Origin of the sequence: Nocardia sp. NPDC059177, assembly GCF_042755165.1 — a bacterium.
In the GTDB taxonomy this organism is placed as follows: Bacteria; Actinomycetota; Actinomycetes; order Mycobacteriales; family Mycobacteriaceae; genus Nocardia.
Window position 1 is genome coordinate 220,181 of sequence record NZ_JBHZBX010000003.1, and the last position, 15,329, is coordinate 235,509.

Annotated in this window: 15 protein-coding genes; 2 read left to right on the forward strand and 13 right to left on the reverse strand. The window is 69.1% G+C overall.

The genetic code is table 11. The features are described 5' to 3' along the window. The first annotated feature begins 32 nt into the window (after positions 1 to 32). Positions 33 to 674 (forward strand): isochorismatase family cysteine hydrolase, encoded by a 642-nt coding sequence (locus ACFXK0_RS05890; protein ID WP_379408678.1) that lies wholly within the window; start codon positions 33 to 35, stop codon positions 672 to 674. Positions 675 to 737: 63 nt separating this feature from the next. Here the strand turns inward: ACFXK0_RS05890 and ACFXK0_RS05895 are convergent, their stop codons facing one another. The 5 genes from ACFXK0_RS05895 to ACFXK0_RS05915 all read right to left on the reverse strand — a co-directional run bounded on the left by ACFXK0_RS05895 (position 738) and on the right by ACFXK0_RS05915 (position 5,422). After that, positions 738 to 917, reverse strand: coding sequence for an antitoxin (locus tag ACFXK0_RS05895; protein WP_379408679.1), 180 nt, complete (start codon positions 915 to 917; stop codon positions 738 to 740). A gap of 74 nt (positions 918 to 991) precedes the next feature. After that, positions 992 to 3,265, reverse strand: coding sequence for an ATP-dependent DNA ligase (locus ACFXK0_RS05900; protein ID WP_379408680.1), 2,274 nt, complete (start codon positions 3,263 to 3,265; stop codon positions 992 to 994). Positions 3,266 to 3,284: 19 nt separating this feature from the next. Beyond that, complete coding sequence (locus ACFXK0_RS05905; protein WP_379408681.1) at positions 3,285 to 3,533, reverse strand: antitoxin; 249 nt, start codon at positions 3,531 to 3,533, stop codon at positions 3,285 to 3,287. Positions 3,534 to 3,560: 27 nt separating this feature from the next. Then, positions 3,561 to 4,697, reverse strand: coding sequence for an MBL fold metallo-hydrolase (locus ACFXK0_RS05910; RefSeq protein WP_379408683.1), 1,137 nt, complete (start codon positions 4,695 to 4,697; stop codon positions 3,561 to 3,563). Continuing rightward, positions 4,694 to 5,422, reverse strand: coding sequence for an enoyl-CoA hydratase (locus ACFXK0_RS05915; RefSeq protein ID WP_379408684.1), 729 nt, complete (start codon positions 5,420 to 5,422; stop codon positions 4,694 to 4,696). Before ACFXK0_RS05915 ends, ACFXK0_RS05910 begins: the two co-directional genes overlap by 4 nt. Before the next feature lie 90 nt (positions 5,423 to 5,512). On the opposite strand from ACFXK0_RS05915, the gene ACFXK0_RS05920 reads away from it, so the two are divergent. After that, positions 5,513 to 6,631 (forward strand): NAD(P)-binding domain-containing protein, encoded by a 1,119-nt coding sequence (locus ACFXK0_RS05920; protein WP_379408685.1) that lies wholly within the window; start codon positions 5,513 to 5,515, stop codon positions 6,629 to 6,631. Here ACFXK0_RS05920 and ACFXK0_RS05925 read toward each other — a convergent pair. The 8 genes from ACFXK0_RS05925 to ACFXK0_RS05960 form a co-directional block, all read right to left on the reverse strand. Next, a complete protein-coding gene (locus ACFXK0_RS05925) occupies positions 6,612 to 7,466 on the reverse strand; it encodes an aldo/keto reductase (protein WP_379408687.1) in 855 nt (284 codons plus the stop codon). The genes ACFXK0_RS05920 and ACFXK0_RS05925 overlap by 20 nt on opposite strands. A 92-nt stretch (positions 7,467 to 7,558) precedes the next feature. Beyond that, positions 7,559 to 9,070, reverse strand: a complete 1,512-nt coding sequence (locus ACFXK0_RS05930; RefSeq protein WP_379408688.1) for a carboxyl transferase domain-containing protein — start codon at positions 9,068 to 9,070, stop codon at positions 7,559 to 7,561. Positions 9,071 to 9,093: 23 nt separating this feature from the next. After that, a complete protein-coding gene (locus ACFXK0_RS05935; RefSeq protein WP_379408689.1) occupies positions 9,094 to 9,522 on the reverse strand; it encodes a type II toxin-antitoxin system VapC family toxin in 429 nt (142 codons plus the stop codon). Continuing rightward, positions 9,519 to 9,776, reverse strand: a complete 258-nt coding sequence (locus ACFXK0_RS05940; RefSeq protein ID WP_379408691.1) for an Arc family DNA-binding protein — start codon at positions 9,774 to 9,776, stop codon at positions 9,519 to 9,521. Before ACFXK0_RS05940 ends, ACFXK0_RS05935 begins: the two co-directional genes overlap by 4 nt. Before the next feature lie 122 nt (positions 9,777 to 9,898). Continuing rightward, complete coding sequence (locus ACFXK0_RS05945) at positions 9,899 to 10,501, reverse strand: ATP/GTP-binding protein (RefSeq protein ID WP_379408692.1); 603 nt, start codon at positions 10,499 to 10,501, stop codon at positions 9,899 to 9,901. After that, positions 10,482 to 10,856, reverse strand: coding sequence for a DUF742 domain-containing protein (locus tag ACFXK0_RS05950; protein WP_019044950.1), 375 nt, complete (start codon positions 10,854 to 10,856; stop codon positions 10,482 to 10,484). Before ACFXK0_RS05950 ends, ACFXK0_RS05945 begins: the two co-directional genes overlap by 20 nt. A 7-nt stretch (positions 10,857 to 10,863) precedes the next feature. Continuing rightward, on the reverse strand, positions 10,864 to 11,277 hold the full coding sequence (locus ACFXK0_RS05955; protein ID WP_011207200.1) for a roadblock/LC7 domain-containing protein: 414 nt from the start codon (positions 11,275 to 11,277) through the stop codon (positions 10,864 to 10,866). Further along, the gene (locus ACFXK0_RS05960; RefSeq protein ID WP_379408693.1) at positions 11,274 to 15,152 is read right to left on the reverse strand and encodes an ATP-binding protein; all 3,879 of its coding nucleotides are present in this window, start codon (positions 15,150 to 15,152) and stop codon (positions 11,274 to 11,276) included. Before ACFXK0_RS05960 ends, ACFXK0_RS05955 begins: the two co-directional genes overlap by 4 nt. Positions 15,153 to 15,329 lie beyond the last annotated feature (177 nt).

Below are 15,329 nucleotides of genomic sequence, written 5' to 3' on the forward strand. Positions count from 1 at the left end.
TGCCTGTCGCACCGGCGCCTACACTGGCGCCGGTGCGACAAGGCAACGGACTCGACATCCCCGAAACCCTCGACGACCTGTGTACGCCCGACCGGATGGCGCTGATCGTCTACGACATGCAGGTCGGCGTGCTCGGCCAGCTGCCGGACGGCCAGGAGGTCGTCGACCGGGTGGTGCGCGTAGTCGAGGCCGCCCGTCGCGGCGGCTACCCGATCATCTTCCTGCGGCACTTCTTCCCGCCGCGCCGCCTCACCGGCACCTACGGCCTGCGCCTGCTGATGAGCTGGCAACAGACCGATTCCGTCGACGAACTGGACTTCGTCCTGCAGCGCGACACCCCACCGTTCGAACTGGTGCCGGAACTGGTTCCGCGCTCGGACGAACTGGTCCTCGACAAGATGTCGATGTCGGCCTTCGAGGGCACCGCCCTGGCCACCCTGCTGCGCGACCTGCGCATCGGCTCGTACGCGATCGCCGGCGTGGCACTCGAGATCGGCATCGTGCCGACCGTCGCCCACTCCACCGACCTCGGTTTCGTCCCGGTGGTGATCTCGGATGCCTGCGGCGGTCGCGACAAGGACGCGATGGCACGGGCCTACGACGAGTTCACTTTTCAGGGCAATGCGCTGGTCACCGATGTCGCGACGATCACCGGACTGATGACCGGACAGTGACGTCGCGGCAAACTCTCAGCGCGCTGTCCGGCGGGCCGGTGGCGGCCGGCCCGCCGTAGCGGATCAGGCCTTGTCGCGGATAGCGTTCTTGGCGGCTTCCTGGGCCGAATCGACCTGACCGGCGAACTTGCCACCGGTCTTCGCGTCGACCACATCACCGGCCTTGTCGATCACATCGTCGACCTTGTCCGCGTGCTGGGCCGCCAGGTCCATCGCCTTGCCTGCCAGGTTCTTGAAATCCACCGTGCACTCCTCGCTGTGTGAAACCGGGTACAACGCGATCACCCTAGCAACACCACAGCTTTCGCGGGCAGGTCTCATCGCGGTGAACTCGTCACACCGTCCCAGACCGGGTGCCAGAGGCGGCCGGAGTCGGTCCAGGACTGGAAGCGGACGGTGCCGGTGAGTTCGGGGTCGACCCATTCGGCGTCGTGACGTTCCTCGGCGGTCATCTCATTGACGAACGGCGAGCTGTCGCGACGCAGGTGGGCCAGGTGCCCGGCGATCCGGCGCGCCTGCTCCTCGTCGAATCCGGTGCCTACCCGGCCAACATAGACGAGCCCGTTGTCGTGCGGAATGCCCAGCAGCAGTGACTTGAACTGCCGTTTCTCGCTGCGCCGCCAGCCGCCGACGACCATTTCCCTGGACCGCCAGTTGCGCTGTTTGAGCCAGGTCCGCGCGCGCTTGCCCGGTTGATACACCGACTCGCGGCGCTTGGCGACCACCCCTTCCTGGCCCTGGCCCCGGCTGAGTTCCATCGCCTCGGCTCCTGAACCGGGCAGCAGCGCGGACACATTCATCGACGGTGACAGCTGGGCGAGCGCCTCGAGCACCGCGCGCCGGTCGGTGTATTTCTTGCGTAGCAGCGAGGTGCCGTCCAGGTACAGGACATCGAAGGCGATGAAGATCGCCCGGGCCGAATCCGCTTGCAGCGCTGAAATATCCGAGAGGCCCGCATCATCGAGGACCACCGCCTCGCCGTCGAGCACGACGCGGTGCCCCGCGAGTTCCGTGCCGAGGGCGGCCAGGCGCGGGTAGCGGCCGGTGACGGTGTTGCCCGCGCGGCTGCGGACGGTGACAGCGCCGTCGGCGATCTCGACGATCACGCGGAACCCGTCCCATTTGGTTTCGAAGGCCCAGTCGCGGGCGGTCAGCGCGGTGACCTCGCCCGCGGTGGCGAGCATGGGCGAGAGTCCGCGCGGTAGATCACCGGAACCGTTGTCCGCCACCGGTTCCCGGCGGACCTGGTCGCGCATGAAGTGCATGAGCCACTGGTCGCCCTTGGTCTGGATGAAGGCGTAGCGGCCCTGCAGGCGGGTGCCGTCGAGTTCGACGATCACCTCGTCGGCACGCCATTTCTCGGTGAGATAGGTGCCCGAGTCCCAGATGGTCATCTCCCCCGCACCGTATTCGCCCTTCGGGATGGTGCCGTGGAAGTCGAGGTACTCCAGCGGGTGGTCCTCGGTGCGTACGGCGAGCCGATTGTGCCGGGGCTCGGTCGGCGGGCCTTTGGGCACGGCCCAGGAGGCCAGCACGCCGTCACGTTCGAGGCGGACGTCCCAGTGCAGGCGGCGGGCGTGGTGTTCCTGGACGACGAAGCGGTTGCCAGGTCCCGGAGCGGGAGTGGCCGCGGGGACCGGTTCGGGCGTGCGGCCCGGATCGCGCATGCTGCGGTACTTGTCGAGTGCGTCACCGCGTGCCCGGCCGGGCAGCGGCGGGTCCAGGGCGGCGAGCAGGTCGCCGTCGTCGCGCCAGCGGGCCAGCACCTCGTCGAAACGCAACTGGCGCAGGACATCCGAGTCTTCTAGCTCGGCCCAGGTGCGCGGGGCCGCGACATTGGGCTCGGTGCGCCCGCGCAGGGAGTAGGGGGCGATGGTGGTCTTGGCGGCATTGTTCTGGCTCCAGTCCAGGAACACCTTGCCGGTGCGCGCCGCCTTCGCCATGGTCGCCGTCACCAGATCCGGGTGCAGCTGTTCGAGATTGGTGGCCACCTGCCTGGCCACCGTCGAGGCGCCCCGCGAACTCACCGTCCGGTCCAGCGGCACGTAGAGGTGAATTCCCTTGCTGCCGCTGGTGACCGGGTACGCCGACATGCCGATCCCGGCGACCATGTCGCGCACCGCCAGTGCCACCCGCGCGCATTCGGCCAGCCCCACGTCGGGGCCCGGATCGAGGTCGAAGACGATCCGGGTGGCAGGCCCACGCTGGTCGCCGTCGAAACGCCATTGCGGCACATGGACTTCCAGCGCGGCCTGCTGACCCAGCCAGGCCATCCCCGCCTCGGAGTCGATCAGCGGGTACACCACCCGGCGGCTGGAATGCTCGACGGCGACGCGGCGGATCCACTCCGGCGCGTGCGCGGGCAGATTCTTCTCGAAGAAATCACCGCCGTCCACCCCGTTCGGCCACCGCTTCCTGGTGACCGGCCGATCCGCGAGATGGGGCAGCATCGCCTCGGCGATCGCCGAGTAGTAGGCGATCACCTCGCCTTTGGTCGTTCCGGTCGCCGGGTACAGGACCTTGTCGAGGTTGCTGAGCTCAACCTCGATGTCCGGCTCACCCGGCGCGCCCCGGAACTCCCGGCGGGCCATCGACCTGGGTCGGCCCCGATCAGGCCTTCGGTTCCGGATCGACCGGACCGCCGGTGGCCGGCCCCTGACCGGTGCCGGGCTGCTGGGGCGGCACGACCTTCTTCGCCGCGTCCTTGCCCTTTTCGATCTTGTCGCTGTACTTGCCGCCGGTCTTCTCGTCGATGAACGAACCGGCCTTGTCGACCGCGTCGTTGATCTTGTCGGCGTTCTGGGCGGCCGCGTCCTTGCCCTTACCGAGCAGGCCCTTCAAGGTATCCACGAGACTCATCTGCCGAAATTCCTTTCGCGAGGAGGGTCACTCCACATCTTCCCACCACGAAACCCGTGGTGGGAGGTCATTCGGAACCACCCGCTGGCCAGGCTTGGGCACGACCGTCGCCGTTCCGGCGGCATCGGCCGCCGCGACCAGCCGATGGACCGGTTCGGACCAGCCGTGGAAGGCCAGATTGAACGTCGCCCAGTGGATCGGGACCAGCAGCCCGTAGCCCGGATCGCCCAGGCACAGGTCGGCGTGCGCGCGCACCGCCTCCTCGGGATTCATGTGCACATCGGTCCAGCGCTCGTCGTAGGCGCCGATCGGCAGCAGCGTGAGATCGAACGGGCCGAGCACCGCGCCGGCCTGGGCGAAGGCCTTGGTGTAACCGGTGTCGCCGCCGAAATACACCCGCTTGGCCGGCCCGGCCAGCGCCCACGAGGCCCACAGCGTGGTGTTGCGGACCAGCCCGCGACCGGAGAAGTGCCTGGCCTCGGCGCAGGTGATGGTCAGGCCGCGATCGCCCTCGCGATGGCCCAGCGAGACCGAGCCGCCCCAGTCGAGCTCGATGATCCGGTACTCGGGCACACCCCATTGGCGCAGGTGGGCGCCGATACCGGTGGGCACGACGAAGGGGGCGAGCTGACCGCGGACCAGCTCGTCGACGGTCGCCTTGTCGAGGTGGTCGTAGTGATCGTGGGAGATGATCACCGCGTCGACGCTGGGCAGCGAGGCCAGCGCGCCGGGCACCGGGTGCAGCCGGGCGGGGCCGATCAGCGGGGACGGCGAGACCCGCTCGCTCCACACCGGGTCGGCCAGCACGCGGTAGCCGTCGAGCTCGATCAGCGCGCTCGCGTGGCCGTACCAGGTGACCGCCAGGTCGGCGGCCTGTTCGGGGACCGCGGGCGTGACCAGCGGGACGGGCTTGCCCGGTCGCCCGATCCGGCCCTTGGTGAGCCCGGACCACAGCAGCGACGGCGCCGCCCCCGCGGCGAGCATGCTGGCGGGTTCGGTGTTGTGGAACCGGCCGTCCCGATAGGACGACTTGCCCAGGGCGGTCGGCGCGATTGCCGACGGCCCGGCGCCGAGCGCGGTGGGCAGACCCCACACCGCGCGCGCCACCCAGGCGAGCCCGAGCGAGCTCGCCACCGACCCGGCGACGCGCGTGAGGCGCTTCACCGGCCCACGAATTTCGCGGGACGCTTCTCCTGCCGGGCCAATCTGCCCTCCTTCGCGTCGTCACTGGTCCACGCGGCCTCCAGCGCGGCCTGCTGCAGCGCGCTGGCCGGTTCGCGGGTGCCGTCGTCGTTGAGCATCAGTTTCATCGCCCGCAGCGACAGCGGGGCCAGCGCGGCGATGGATTTCGCCCAGTCCTTGGCATCGGCCAGAGTGCCGAGCTTGTTGGCGAAGCCGTAGGCGTAGGCGTCGGCGGCCGAGACCTGTTCGGCGCCGAGCAGAATCGTGCGAGCCGGTCCGCCGCCGATCAGCGAGACCAGCCTGCTCACCGTCCAGCGATCCACCGAGATGCCCAGCTTGGCCGCGGGCACCGCGATGTAGGCGTCGGGTTCGATCACCCGCAGATCCGAGGCCAGCGCCAGCTGCACCCCCGCGCCGAGCGCGCCGCCGTTGATCGCCGAGATCACCGGCACCGGAAGGGATTCGATGGTGTGCAGCATGTCGAGCAGACCGGTCAGGAACGACTCGGAGTACACGCCGGTCAGGTCGGCACCGGCACTGAAGATCGGGCCACGGCCGGTCAGCACGATGACGCGGGCGCCCTGGTCGACGGCATCGAGCATCGCCGTACGGAGCTGGCCGACCAGGTCCTCGTTGAGTGCGTTGCGCCGCTGTTCACGCTGCAATTCGATAGTGATCACGTCACCGTCGCGGGTCACGCCGAGCATGGATCCTCCCCTGAAGGACGGGTTCACTGGATGTCATCACTTTGCCACAGGCCACGGTCGGGGCCGGGTAAGGCGATACCATCGGCGGCTGTGGCGACCGACTTCGACATCCTGGTGATCGGCGCGGGGCAGGCCGGGTTGTCGGCCGGCTATCACCTGCGCAGGCTCGGCCTGGCGCCCGAACGCGACTTCCTGATCGTCGATCACGCACCGGGACCCGGCGGCGCCTGGCAGTTCCGGTGGCCCTCGCTGACGCTGACCACGGTGAACCGGGTGCACGATCTGCCGGGGATGTCCTTCGCCGAAACGCTGCCGCCCGGTTCGGCGTCCGCGCCCGCCGCGACGGCCGTGCCGCACTATTACGAACTCTACGAAAAGCGCTTCGACCTGCGGGTTCAGCGGCAGGTTTCGGTGCAGGTGGTGTGCGACCGGACCGCCGACGGGAACAGCTGCGCGGGCCGGGGCGAGGTGCTGCAGGTCGAGACCGAGGGTGCGGGCACGCTGCGGGTGCGCGGGCTGATCAACGGCACCGGCACCTGGGAACATCCGTTCATCCCCAGGTATCCCGGGGCGAGCGGATTCGCCGGACGTCAGCTGCACACCCGCGATTACCACACGGCCGCGGAGTTCGCGGGCGAGCACGTGGTGGTCGTCGGCGGTGGCATCTCGGCGGTGCAGCTGCTCGACGAGATCTCCCAGGTGACCTCCACCACGTGGGTCACCAGGACCGAGCCGCGCTGGCGCGAGACGCCGTTCGCCGAGCAGGACGGCCGCGACGCGGTGGCGGTGGTGGAGGACCGGGTGCGGCGCGGGCTGCCGCCGGGATCGGTGGTCTCGGTGACCGGCCTGCCACTCGACGACCGGCTGCGGGCCGCGCGCGAGCGGGGCGCGCTGGCGCGGCGGCCGATGTTCGAGCGGATCGAAACCGACGGGGTGCGCTGGGCCGATGGCACGTTCCAGGCGGCCGATGTCATTGTGTGGGCGACCGGATTCCGTTCCGCGCTCGATCATCTGGCGCCGCTGCGGCTGCGCGGGCCGGGCGGCGGGATCACCATGACCGGGCGGCTCGCCACCCAGGTAGAGGTCGATCCGCGCGTGCATCTGATCGGCTACGGGCCATCGGCCAGCACCATCGGCGCGAACCGGGCGGGCCGGGCGGCGGCGGTCGAACTGACCGGCTACTTGGGGATCAGTCCAGACCGGCGCTGAACGTGGCGGGGTCGGGTCCGACCCGGGTGCCCTTGTCGAGGCGGCTGATCGCCTCCATCGCCTCGGCGTCGAGTTCGAAGGTGAACACGTCGAAGTTCTCCGCGATCCGCGACGAGGTGACCGACTTGGGGATGACGATATTGCCCAGCTGCAGGTGCCAGCGGATGAGCACCTGCGCCGGGGTGCGGTCGAGCTCCTCGGCGATGCTCGCGATGGTGGGGTCGTCCAGCAGGGTGCCCTGCCCGAGCGGGCTCCACGCCTCGGTCGCGATGGCGTGGTTGGCGCCGTATTGGCGCAGGTCACGCTGCGACAGCGTGGGGTGCAGTTCGATCTGGTTGACCGCCGGGGTCTCGCCCGCCTCCGCGATCAGGGTCTCGAGATCGATCACCCGGAAGTTCGAGACGCCGATCGAGCCGATCCGGCCCTGGGCCTTGAGCGCCTGGAACGCGCGGAAGGTGTCGACGTAGCGTCCGGCCGAGGGCACCGGCCAGTGGATGAGATACAGGTCTAAATAGTCCAGTCCCAGACGCTTCATGCTGAGGTCGAAGGCGCGCAACGTGGAGTCGTAGCCCTGATCGGCGTTCCACAACTTGGTGGTCAGGTAGATCTCGTCGCGCGGAATGCCCGACTCACGGATGGCGCGGCCTACGCCTTCCTCGTTTCCGTAGACCGCGGCCGTGTCGATACTGCGGTAGCCGACCTTCAACGCCTCGGCGACCACTCCGGTGACATCGTCCGCGGGCACCTGGAACACGCCGAACCCCAGCTGCGGGATCACGTGCCCGTCGTTGAGCACGATGGTGGGCACGGGACTGCTTGCGCTACGGAAGGTCACCCTTCCGACCGTAGAAGTGGTTGGCCGTAGCGTCAACGACGCCACTGTGCGTGTTTCCCGGGTCGTGGAATGGGTATGAAACGGGGCGCTGGTCAGTGCGGGACCCTGAGGAGCCCGATCCGGCGGTATCGCCGGGCGCGTTGGGTGCGCAGTTCGCCGACCGGGGTGGCGCGCAGGCCGGCGAGTTCCTCGGTGACGGCCAGGACCATGCGGCGGGCGAAGGCGACGGGTTCGTCCGCGGCGTCGGGGTATTCGTCGACGATGCGGTCGACCACGCCGTCGCGGCGCAGGTCGGCGGCGCGAATGCCTTGCGCGTCAGCCAGTTCCGGTGCGTGGGCGGTATCGCGGAAGACGATCGCGCTCGCGCCTTCGGGCGGCAGTGGGGCCAGCCAGCCGTGCCCGGCGGCCAGCACGCGGTCGGCGGGCAGCAGCGCCAGGGCGCCGCCACCGGTGCCCTGACCGAGCAGGATCGAGACGGTCGGGGTGTCGAGGGTGACGAGATCGGCCAGGCAGCGGGCGATTTCGGGCGCCAGGCCACGCTCCTCGGCCTCCTTGGACAGGGCTGCGCCGACGGTATCGATGACGAGTACGAGCGGCAGACGCAACTCCTGCGCGAGCGCCATCGCCCGACGCGCTTCGCGTAATGCGGCCGGGCCCATGGTGTGTTCGCCGCGCTGACCCGAGCGATCGTGACCGAAGACGACGCACGGCTGACCACCGAAACGCACCAGGGCCAGCACCACCGTGCGATCGGATTCGCCCTGCCCGGTGCCGCTGAGCGGAACTCGTTGCGTCACATGGCGAAGCAGATCGCGAATGCCGGGGCGGCCGGGGCGGCGGGTGCTGAGTACCGAATCCCAGGCGCTCGCTGTGGTATTCGCGGTTGCCGCCGGACTCAGCACGGGCGCGGCCCATCCCGGCTCCGCGGAGACCGGCAGCACCGCGCCACTGGCCACGCTCAACGCGCGATGGGCGATGCGGCGGAACACCTCGACCGGGACCACGCCGTCGATCACGCCGTTGCGATAGAGGTTCTCGGCGGTCTGCACACCGGGCGGAAACGGTTTGCCGTAGAGGGCTTCGTAGACCCGTGGGCCGAGGAAGCCGATGAGCGCTCCCGGCGCGGCGAAGGTGATGTGCCCCAGCGATCCCCACGAGGCGAACACACCACCCATGGTCGGATCACGCAGATAAACCAGGTAGGGATACCCCGCCGCCTTGTGCACGGTGACCGCCCCGGCGATCTTGATCATCTGCACGAAAGCGACGGTGCCCTCCTGCATCCGGGTACCACCGGAGGTCGGCGAGGCGATCAACGGCAGCCCCAGCTCGGTGGCCCGCTCCACCGCCGACACGATCCGCTCGGCCGCCGCCACCCCGATCGACCCGGCCAGAAACGCGAACTCACACGCGATCACCGCCACCCGGCGACCACGCAACAACCCCTCGCCGGTGAGCACGGACTCATCGGTCCCCGCGCGCCGGGCGGCGTCCCCAAGCTCTTGTCGGTAGCGCGGGGTGATCGAGGGCTCGACCGGGGGTTGATCCCAGCTCACGAAGGTCCCGGAATCGAGCAGCTGACCGAGCAGCTCATTCGCCGACATGCGCACCAGGAGAGCCTATCGACTCAGCCGGTAGTCGGCTTCCAGGGATCGATGACGGGAACCCCCGCGGCTTCGAAGGGAGTAGTGTCGCGGGTGGCGACGAGGAAGCCCGCCGCGGCTGCTGTCGCCGCGATCATGCCGTCGGCGGTGCCGATCGCTGTTCCCGACGAGCGAGCACCCGACATCAAACGCGCGTACTCCGCGGTGGCATCGATCCCATAGTCGAGAATTCGGCCCGCGAAGGCCGGCAGCGTGTAGCTTTCCAGCCAATCGGTGTACTCGTCGCGCCGACGCCCAGCGGGCATGGACGCGATGCCATATCGGAGCTCGCCCACGGTGACCGCCGACAGATGTAGCGTCTCGCTCACCTGTGCGTCCAGCCACGCCATGACCCGGGAATCAGGCCGCTTGGTGGTGGTTTCGCTGATGACATTGGTGTCGAGGATGATCACCCGCCGAACTCCATCGGCTCGGCCGGAGTCCGATCCCGGCCGAAGTAGACCTCGCGTTCGTCGTCGGCGAGCCTGCTGTCGGCACTGATGACACTCGAGAGCATCGAACCGAGTTTCACCCGGTCAGGCCGATCGACAGCATCGGCGAGGATCGCCCGGATCTCCGCCTCGATGCTCCGGCCATGCGTTGCCGCGCGTTGGCGGATCGCGCGATGCACTGCGTCGCTCAGATTTCGGACCGTCACGTTCTTCATCTGAGCCACCTCCGCGTCAGGGTTCAGCAGGGACGAACCAATGATAGCATTTTAGCCCAGCTGATATCACGACTACTGACCTCCGGGGCTGCGGCCTTCATCGCGGCAGCCCCGTTCCGGGGTCAGTGGCCCTGCATGACCTTGCGCAGTGCGTACTCGGTGAGGGAGACCAGGGCCTGCTTGGCGGGTTCCCGGCGACGGGCGTCGATCGACATGATCGGGACGTCGGCGGGGACGGCCAGGGCCTGGCGGATGTCCTCGAGCGGGTACTTGGGCGCGTCGTCGAACTCGTTGAGCGCCACCAGGAACGGCAGACCGCGAGCCTCGAAGTAGTCGACAGCGGCGAAGCTGTCTTCCAGCCTGCGGGTGTCGACCAGCACCACGGCGCCGATGGCGCCCTTGATCAGGTCGTCCCACATGAACCAGAACCGGTACTGGCCCGGCGTACCGAACAGGTACAGGACCAGGTCGTCGGCGAGGCTGATGCGGCCGAAGTCCATCGCCACCGTGGTGGTCGACTTCATCGGAATGCCGGTCAGGTTGTCGATTCCGGTACTGGCGTTGGTGACCAGCGCCTCGGTGCGCAGCGGAACGATCTCCGACACCGCACCGACCAACGTGGTCTTACCGACACCGAAGCCACCGGCGACAACGATCTTCGCCGAAGTCGGCTTGCTCGTGCGGGTGTCGACCTGCGCCGTCGAATCAAATACGCCGGAGTCCACTGAGAACCCTTTCGATCAGCTCGCGACGTTCATCGTCGCTGGAATCGTCTTTCAAAGTCGCCGAGACTCGCACATGTCCGGCCTCGATGAGGTCGGCCACGAGTACCCGCGCTACACCGATCGGTATACCCAATTGGGCAGCTATCTCGGCAACGGACGGCGATTGCCTGCACAACTCCACGATGGACGTTTCGAGGTTGTTCAGTTCGAACTGCCGCTCCATGGCGACCGGATGCGATGCGACGAGTGCCTCCAACGCCAACTCGACCGCCGGCCTGGTGCGGCCGGCAGTCAACGAGTACGGGCGGACGAGGCTGGGCTCGGCGCTCCCCATGCGGTGATCGTCTATGTCCATCCCACCATCAGGAACCCATCGTGACGCGTGGCGTGGCCTGGACGGTCTGGCCCACACGCTCGACCAACAAAGCCATTTCGTAGCCGACCTGACCGATGTCACACGAGGTGTTGGTCAGGACCGCGAGGTAGGAGCCGTCACCGACTGCCATGAGCAGCAGGTAACCGTGCTCCATCTCGACGACGGACTGCAGTACAGTACCGCCCTCGAACAGATTCGACACGCCGACGGACAGACTCGCCAGACCGGCGGTCACGGCGGAGAGCTGCTCCGCGCGATCCACCGGAAGCTGGGCACTCGCGGCCATCAGCAGGCCGTCAGCCGAGACCAGGACGGCATGGGCTACGCCAGGAACCTCGTTGGCGAAGTTCGAAACCAGCCAATCCAGCTGACGGTTCGTACCACCTAGATCGGGGTTCATCGGTCTCCTTTATCTCCGGTTAGGTTCATTGCCTTCATTGCGCGGCCATCCCGGACGCCCTGCTGGTGACGGCTCAAGCTGGACCTGATCGTTTCGGGATCACGTTGCGGAGTGCTGTCGGCCTTGCCGGTGACACCACCTGGCACGAGCCTGCCGCCCGGATTGCGCTGAGGCAAGCCCGCGGCGGTACGAACCTCGGGCTGAGCCTCGCTGGCCCGCCGGGCCGCCTGCCAGCCGTCGTCACCGGGTGATTCGAAGGCGGCGGCGGCCTGGGACCGGTCGGAATTCTCGTCCGTGAGCCACGCCGACATCATCTCCGCGAAGATCGGCGTCCCGCCCATGACGGAATCGCCTTCCGGTGCCGGCTGCAACCTGGTCTGGAAGAACGACGCAGTCTTGGCCGGATTCGACCGGTAACTGTGCCGACCCGGATCGCGCCCTGCCGACGCGGCGTTCTCCGGCTCCGCAGGTTCCCGATCCCGTTGCGGCAGAGCCACTCCGGTCCCGGCGTTCGCCTGCGGTACCACAGTAGCGCCAGGATCGCGCTGCGGCAGCCCATTCGGCGCGGCCGGACGCGGCGGTTGCCCGTCGGTGGCCGAGGGCTGACCGGCGCTGCGCTGGGGCAGGCCGCCGGGCTGCGCGCCGCGCTGCGGGAGTCCACCGGCCGGGTTCGTCTGCGGGAGACCACCGGTCGGCTCACGCTGCGGCAGGCCGTTGGCCGGATCACGCTGCGGGAGACCGGTCGCCGGATCACGCACGGGCAGGCCACCGGTCTGCTCACGCTGGGGCAGACCGCCGGACGGATCACGCTGCACCGGCAGCCCACCGGACTGCTCGCGGTGCGGCAGACGCGGGGCCGGATCACGCTGCGGGAGGCCGTTGGCCGGGCTGCGCTGCGGCAGACCACCGGTCGACGGATCACGCTGGATCGGCGCCGAATCACGCTGCGGCCCACCGGCACCGCGCTGCGGCAGGCCGGTCGACGGATCACGCTGGATCGGTGCGGAGTCACGCTGCGGCAGACCCGTCGCCGGATCACGCACCGGGAGCCCACCGGTCTGCTCACGCTGCGGCAGACCACCCGACGGATCACGCTGCGGGAGACCCGTCGCCGGATCACGCACCGGGAGCCCACCGGTCTGCTCACGCTGCGGCAGACCACCGGACGGATCACGCTGCGGCAGGCCACCGGTCTGCTCACGCTGGGGCAGACCACCGGACGGATCACGCTGCGGCAGGCCACCGGTCTGCTCACGCTGGGGCAGACCACCGGCGGGATCACGCTGCGGGAGGCCGCCGGTCTGGTCGCGCTGCGGCAACCGGTTGGCGGCGTCGCGCTGCGGCAGACCCATCGACGGGTCGCGCGGCGGTGCGCCGTTGGCACCCGGCGACCGCTGCGGCAGCCCACCGGGGGTGCTCTGCTGCGGCGGCTTGGCCGGTTCCCGCTGGGGTAGGCCACCCGAGGCCGACGGCGCCGACTCCCGGGCCGGCGCGCCGTTGGCGCCCGGCTGACGGACCGGCAGACCACCAGCCGACTGCGGCGGACCGGCGGGCTTGTCGCCCGGCTGACCCGGACCCGGCTGACCGGGCTGTCCCGGCTGACCGGGCGCGAGCGGGCCCGGCGGACGCGGCGGTCCACCCGGCGAGAGAGTGCGCTTGGGCATGGCGGCCGCGGCGAGCTTGCCGCGCTGCGGCACATTGCCCTGACCGGGCGCCGCCGGACGCAGGGTCGGCGAGGACTGCTCGGCCGCGTCCTGCTGCAGGCCGGTGGCCATCGAGTTGCCCGGCTGCCGCTGCGGCAGCCCACCACCGGCACCGGCCGGGTCCGGACCGCTGACGCCCGGGTCGACGGTGACCATCATGTTGCCGCCCGGCGTGCGGGTGATCGCCCGGGTCTGCATGGTGCTCGGCTGGTTCTGCGGATTCGGACGCTGCTGTTGCTGAGGCTGCGGCTGCTGCGGCGTGACCTGCTGCGGCGGCGCGACGACCGGGCCGCCGCCACCGGAGACGATCAGGCCGACCGGCACGTGCACGGTGACGGTGACGCCCGGATCACGCGCGGTGTCGAAGGTCGGGCGCAGCCGCACGGTGAGCCCGTGACGCTCGGCCAGCCGGCCGACCACGAACAGACCCATGTGGCGTGCGGTGTCGGGGCCCGGCTCGGCGGTCTGCTCGAGCCTGCGGTTGATCTCCGACATCTCCTGCGGCGGCATACCGATACCGCGGTCGGCGACCTCGATCAGCAGACCCTGGTCGTGGGCCTGGGCAAAGGTGAACTTGACGTCGGTCTCCGGCGGGGAGGCCCGCAGCGCGTTGTCGAGCAGCTCGGCGAACAGGTGCGCCATATCGGAGGCGGCCGGTTCGACCAGCGAGCCGCGCGGGGTGGCGCCGAGCTTGACCCGCTCGTAGTCCTCGACCTCGGAGATCGCGGCACGCAGCACGTCGGCGATCTCGACCGGGGCCGACTTGGTCCGGCGCTGCTTGGTGCCGGCGAGGATGAGCAGGTTGTCACCGTTACGGCGCATGCGCGCCGCGAGGTGGTCGAGGCGGAAGAGGTTCTCGAGCAGACGCGGGTCCTTCTCGTCGTACTCCATCGCCTCGATGAGGGTGAGCTGATGGTCGACGAGCGACTTGGAGCGCCGGGCCAGGGTCTCGAACATGTCGTTGACCTGCGAACGCATCTGCGCCTGATCACTCGCCAGGCGCAGTGCCTGACCGTGGATGTCGTCGACGGCGCGGGCCAGCTGGCCGATCTCCTCGTCGGAGCGCACCGGCATCGGCTCGAGCGGCACGTCCTCGGGGGCGGCGCCGTTACGGAGCTGGGCGACCTCGTCCGGCAGATCGGACTCGGCCACGCGCAGCGCGGCCAGGCGCAGACGGTGCAGCGGCACGATCATCGAGCGGGCCACGAACATCGCGAGCACCAGCGCCGCGAGAATCGTGGAGATGACCACCGCGGTGTAGGTCCACGCCCCGGTCGCCGCCGAGCTCGTGAGCTCATCCATGGTGGACGCGATCGACTTGGTGGACTGGTCGACGATCTGCTCGTAGGCGGTGAGGCTGGAGTAGAGCGAGGTACGCATGTCGCTGACCGGCAGTTGCCCGGCCTGCACCTCTGGTCGGCTCAGCATGGCGAGGCGCGCGTCGGTCTGGGCGACGAGCTCCGCGATGATCGGGTTGCCCTCGTCGAACCGGTACGCGAAGACCCCGAGTAGGTGCTGTTCGGTCGCGATGCCGGTAAGGAAGTTCTGCGCGCCGGAATCTATTCCACGCAGCATCTCCGAGATACCCGCGAGCTGGGAGATCAGCGCCGAACGGGTGTTGAGCGAGTCGACCAGGCGCAGTTTGGAGGTATCCATCACCGGGTCACTCACCTGGGCGATGATCGTCTCCACGAGATCCACGCCGTCCCGCGTGACCTGCTCGACCGAGGCGAGGGCGGGCCCCGCGCTGGCGGTCAGCGCTTTGCCCTGGGCCCGCACGTCCTTGGCGGTCTTCACCATCCGTTCGAGCGCGGCGTGGGCCCTGGGTACCTCGGTGAGTTTGCCCAGCGCCGCCTCGGCGCCGCTGATCGTCGCGTCGAGGGTGGCGAGGTCCTCGTCACTGACCAATGTCAGGCCCGGTCCGACGGGCACCATCTGACCGCCGGTCACCTGTGCGGAGACCGCGCTGAGCGCGGTGACCGCCGGAATCGTGCCGACTTGCTCGTTGATCGTGGAAAGCCGATTGGCCTCCGAGAACTCGGAGGTAATCCTCGACACGCCGAGCCCGACCGCCACCGCGAGGGGCACGGCGAGCACGGCCGTAACCTTCCAGCGAAGGGCCCAGTTGCCGAGCGCCCAGCGCTTGCTGCCGGACCTAGCGGCGTCACGCATCTCCCACTCACTTTCCAAACTGGCCTCGTATGCCTAGCGGTCTACCAAGCGTCACCGACGAACCCGCACATACACAATGCTGGCTCGCCAGGCAGTGCTGGCCGAGAACTACGGCTGGCCGAGAAATTGCGTCTACGACTGCTCCGATAAGTGACATCAGATTCTAACGGATCAATA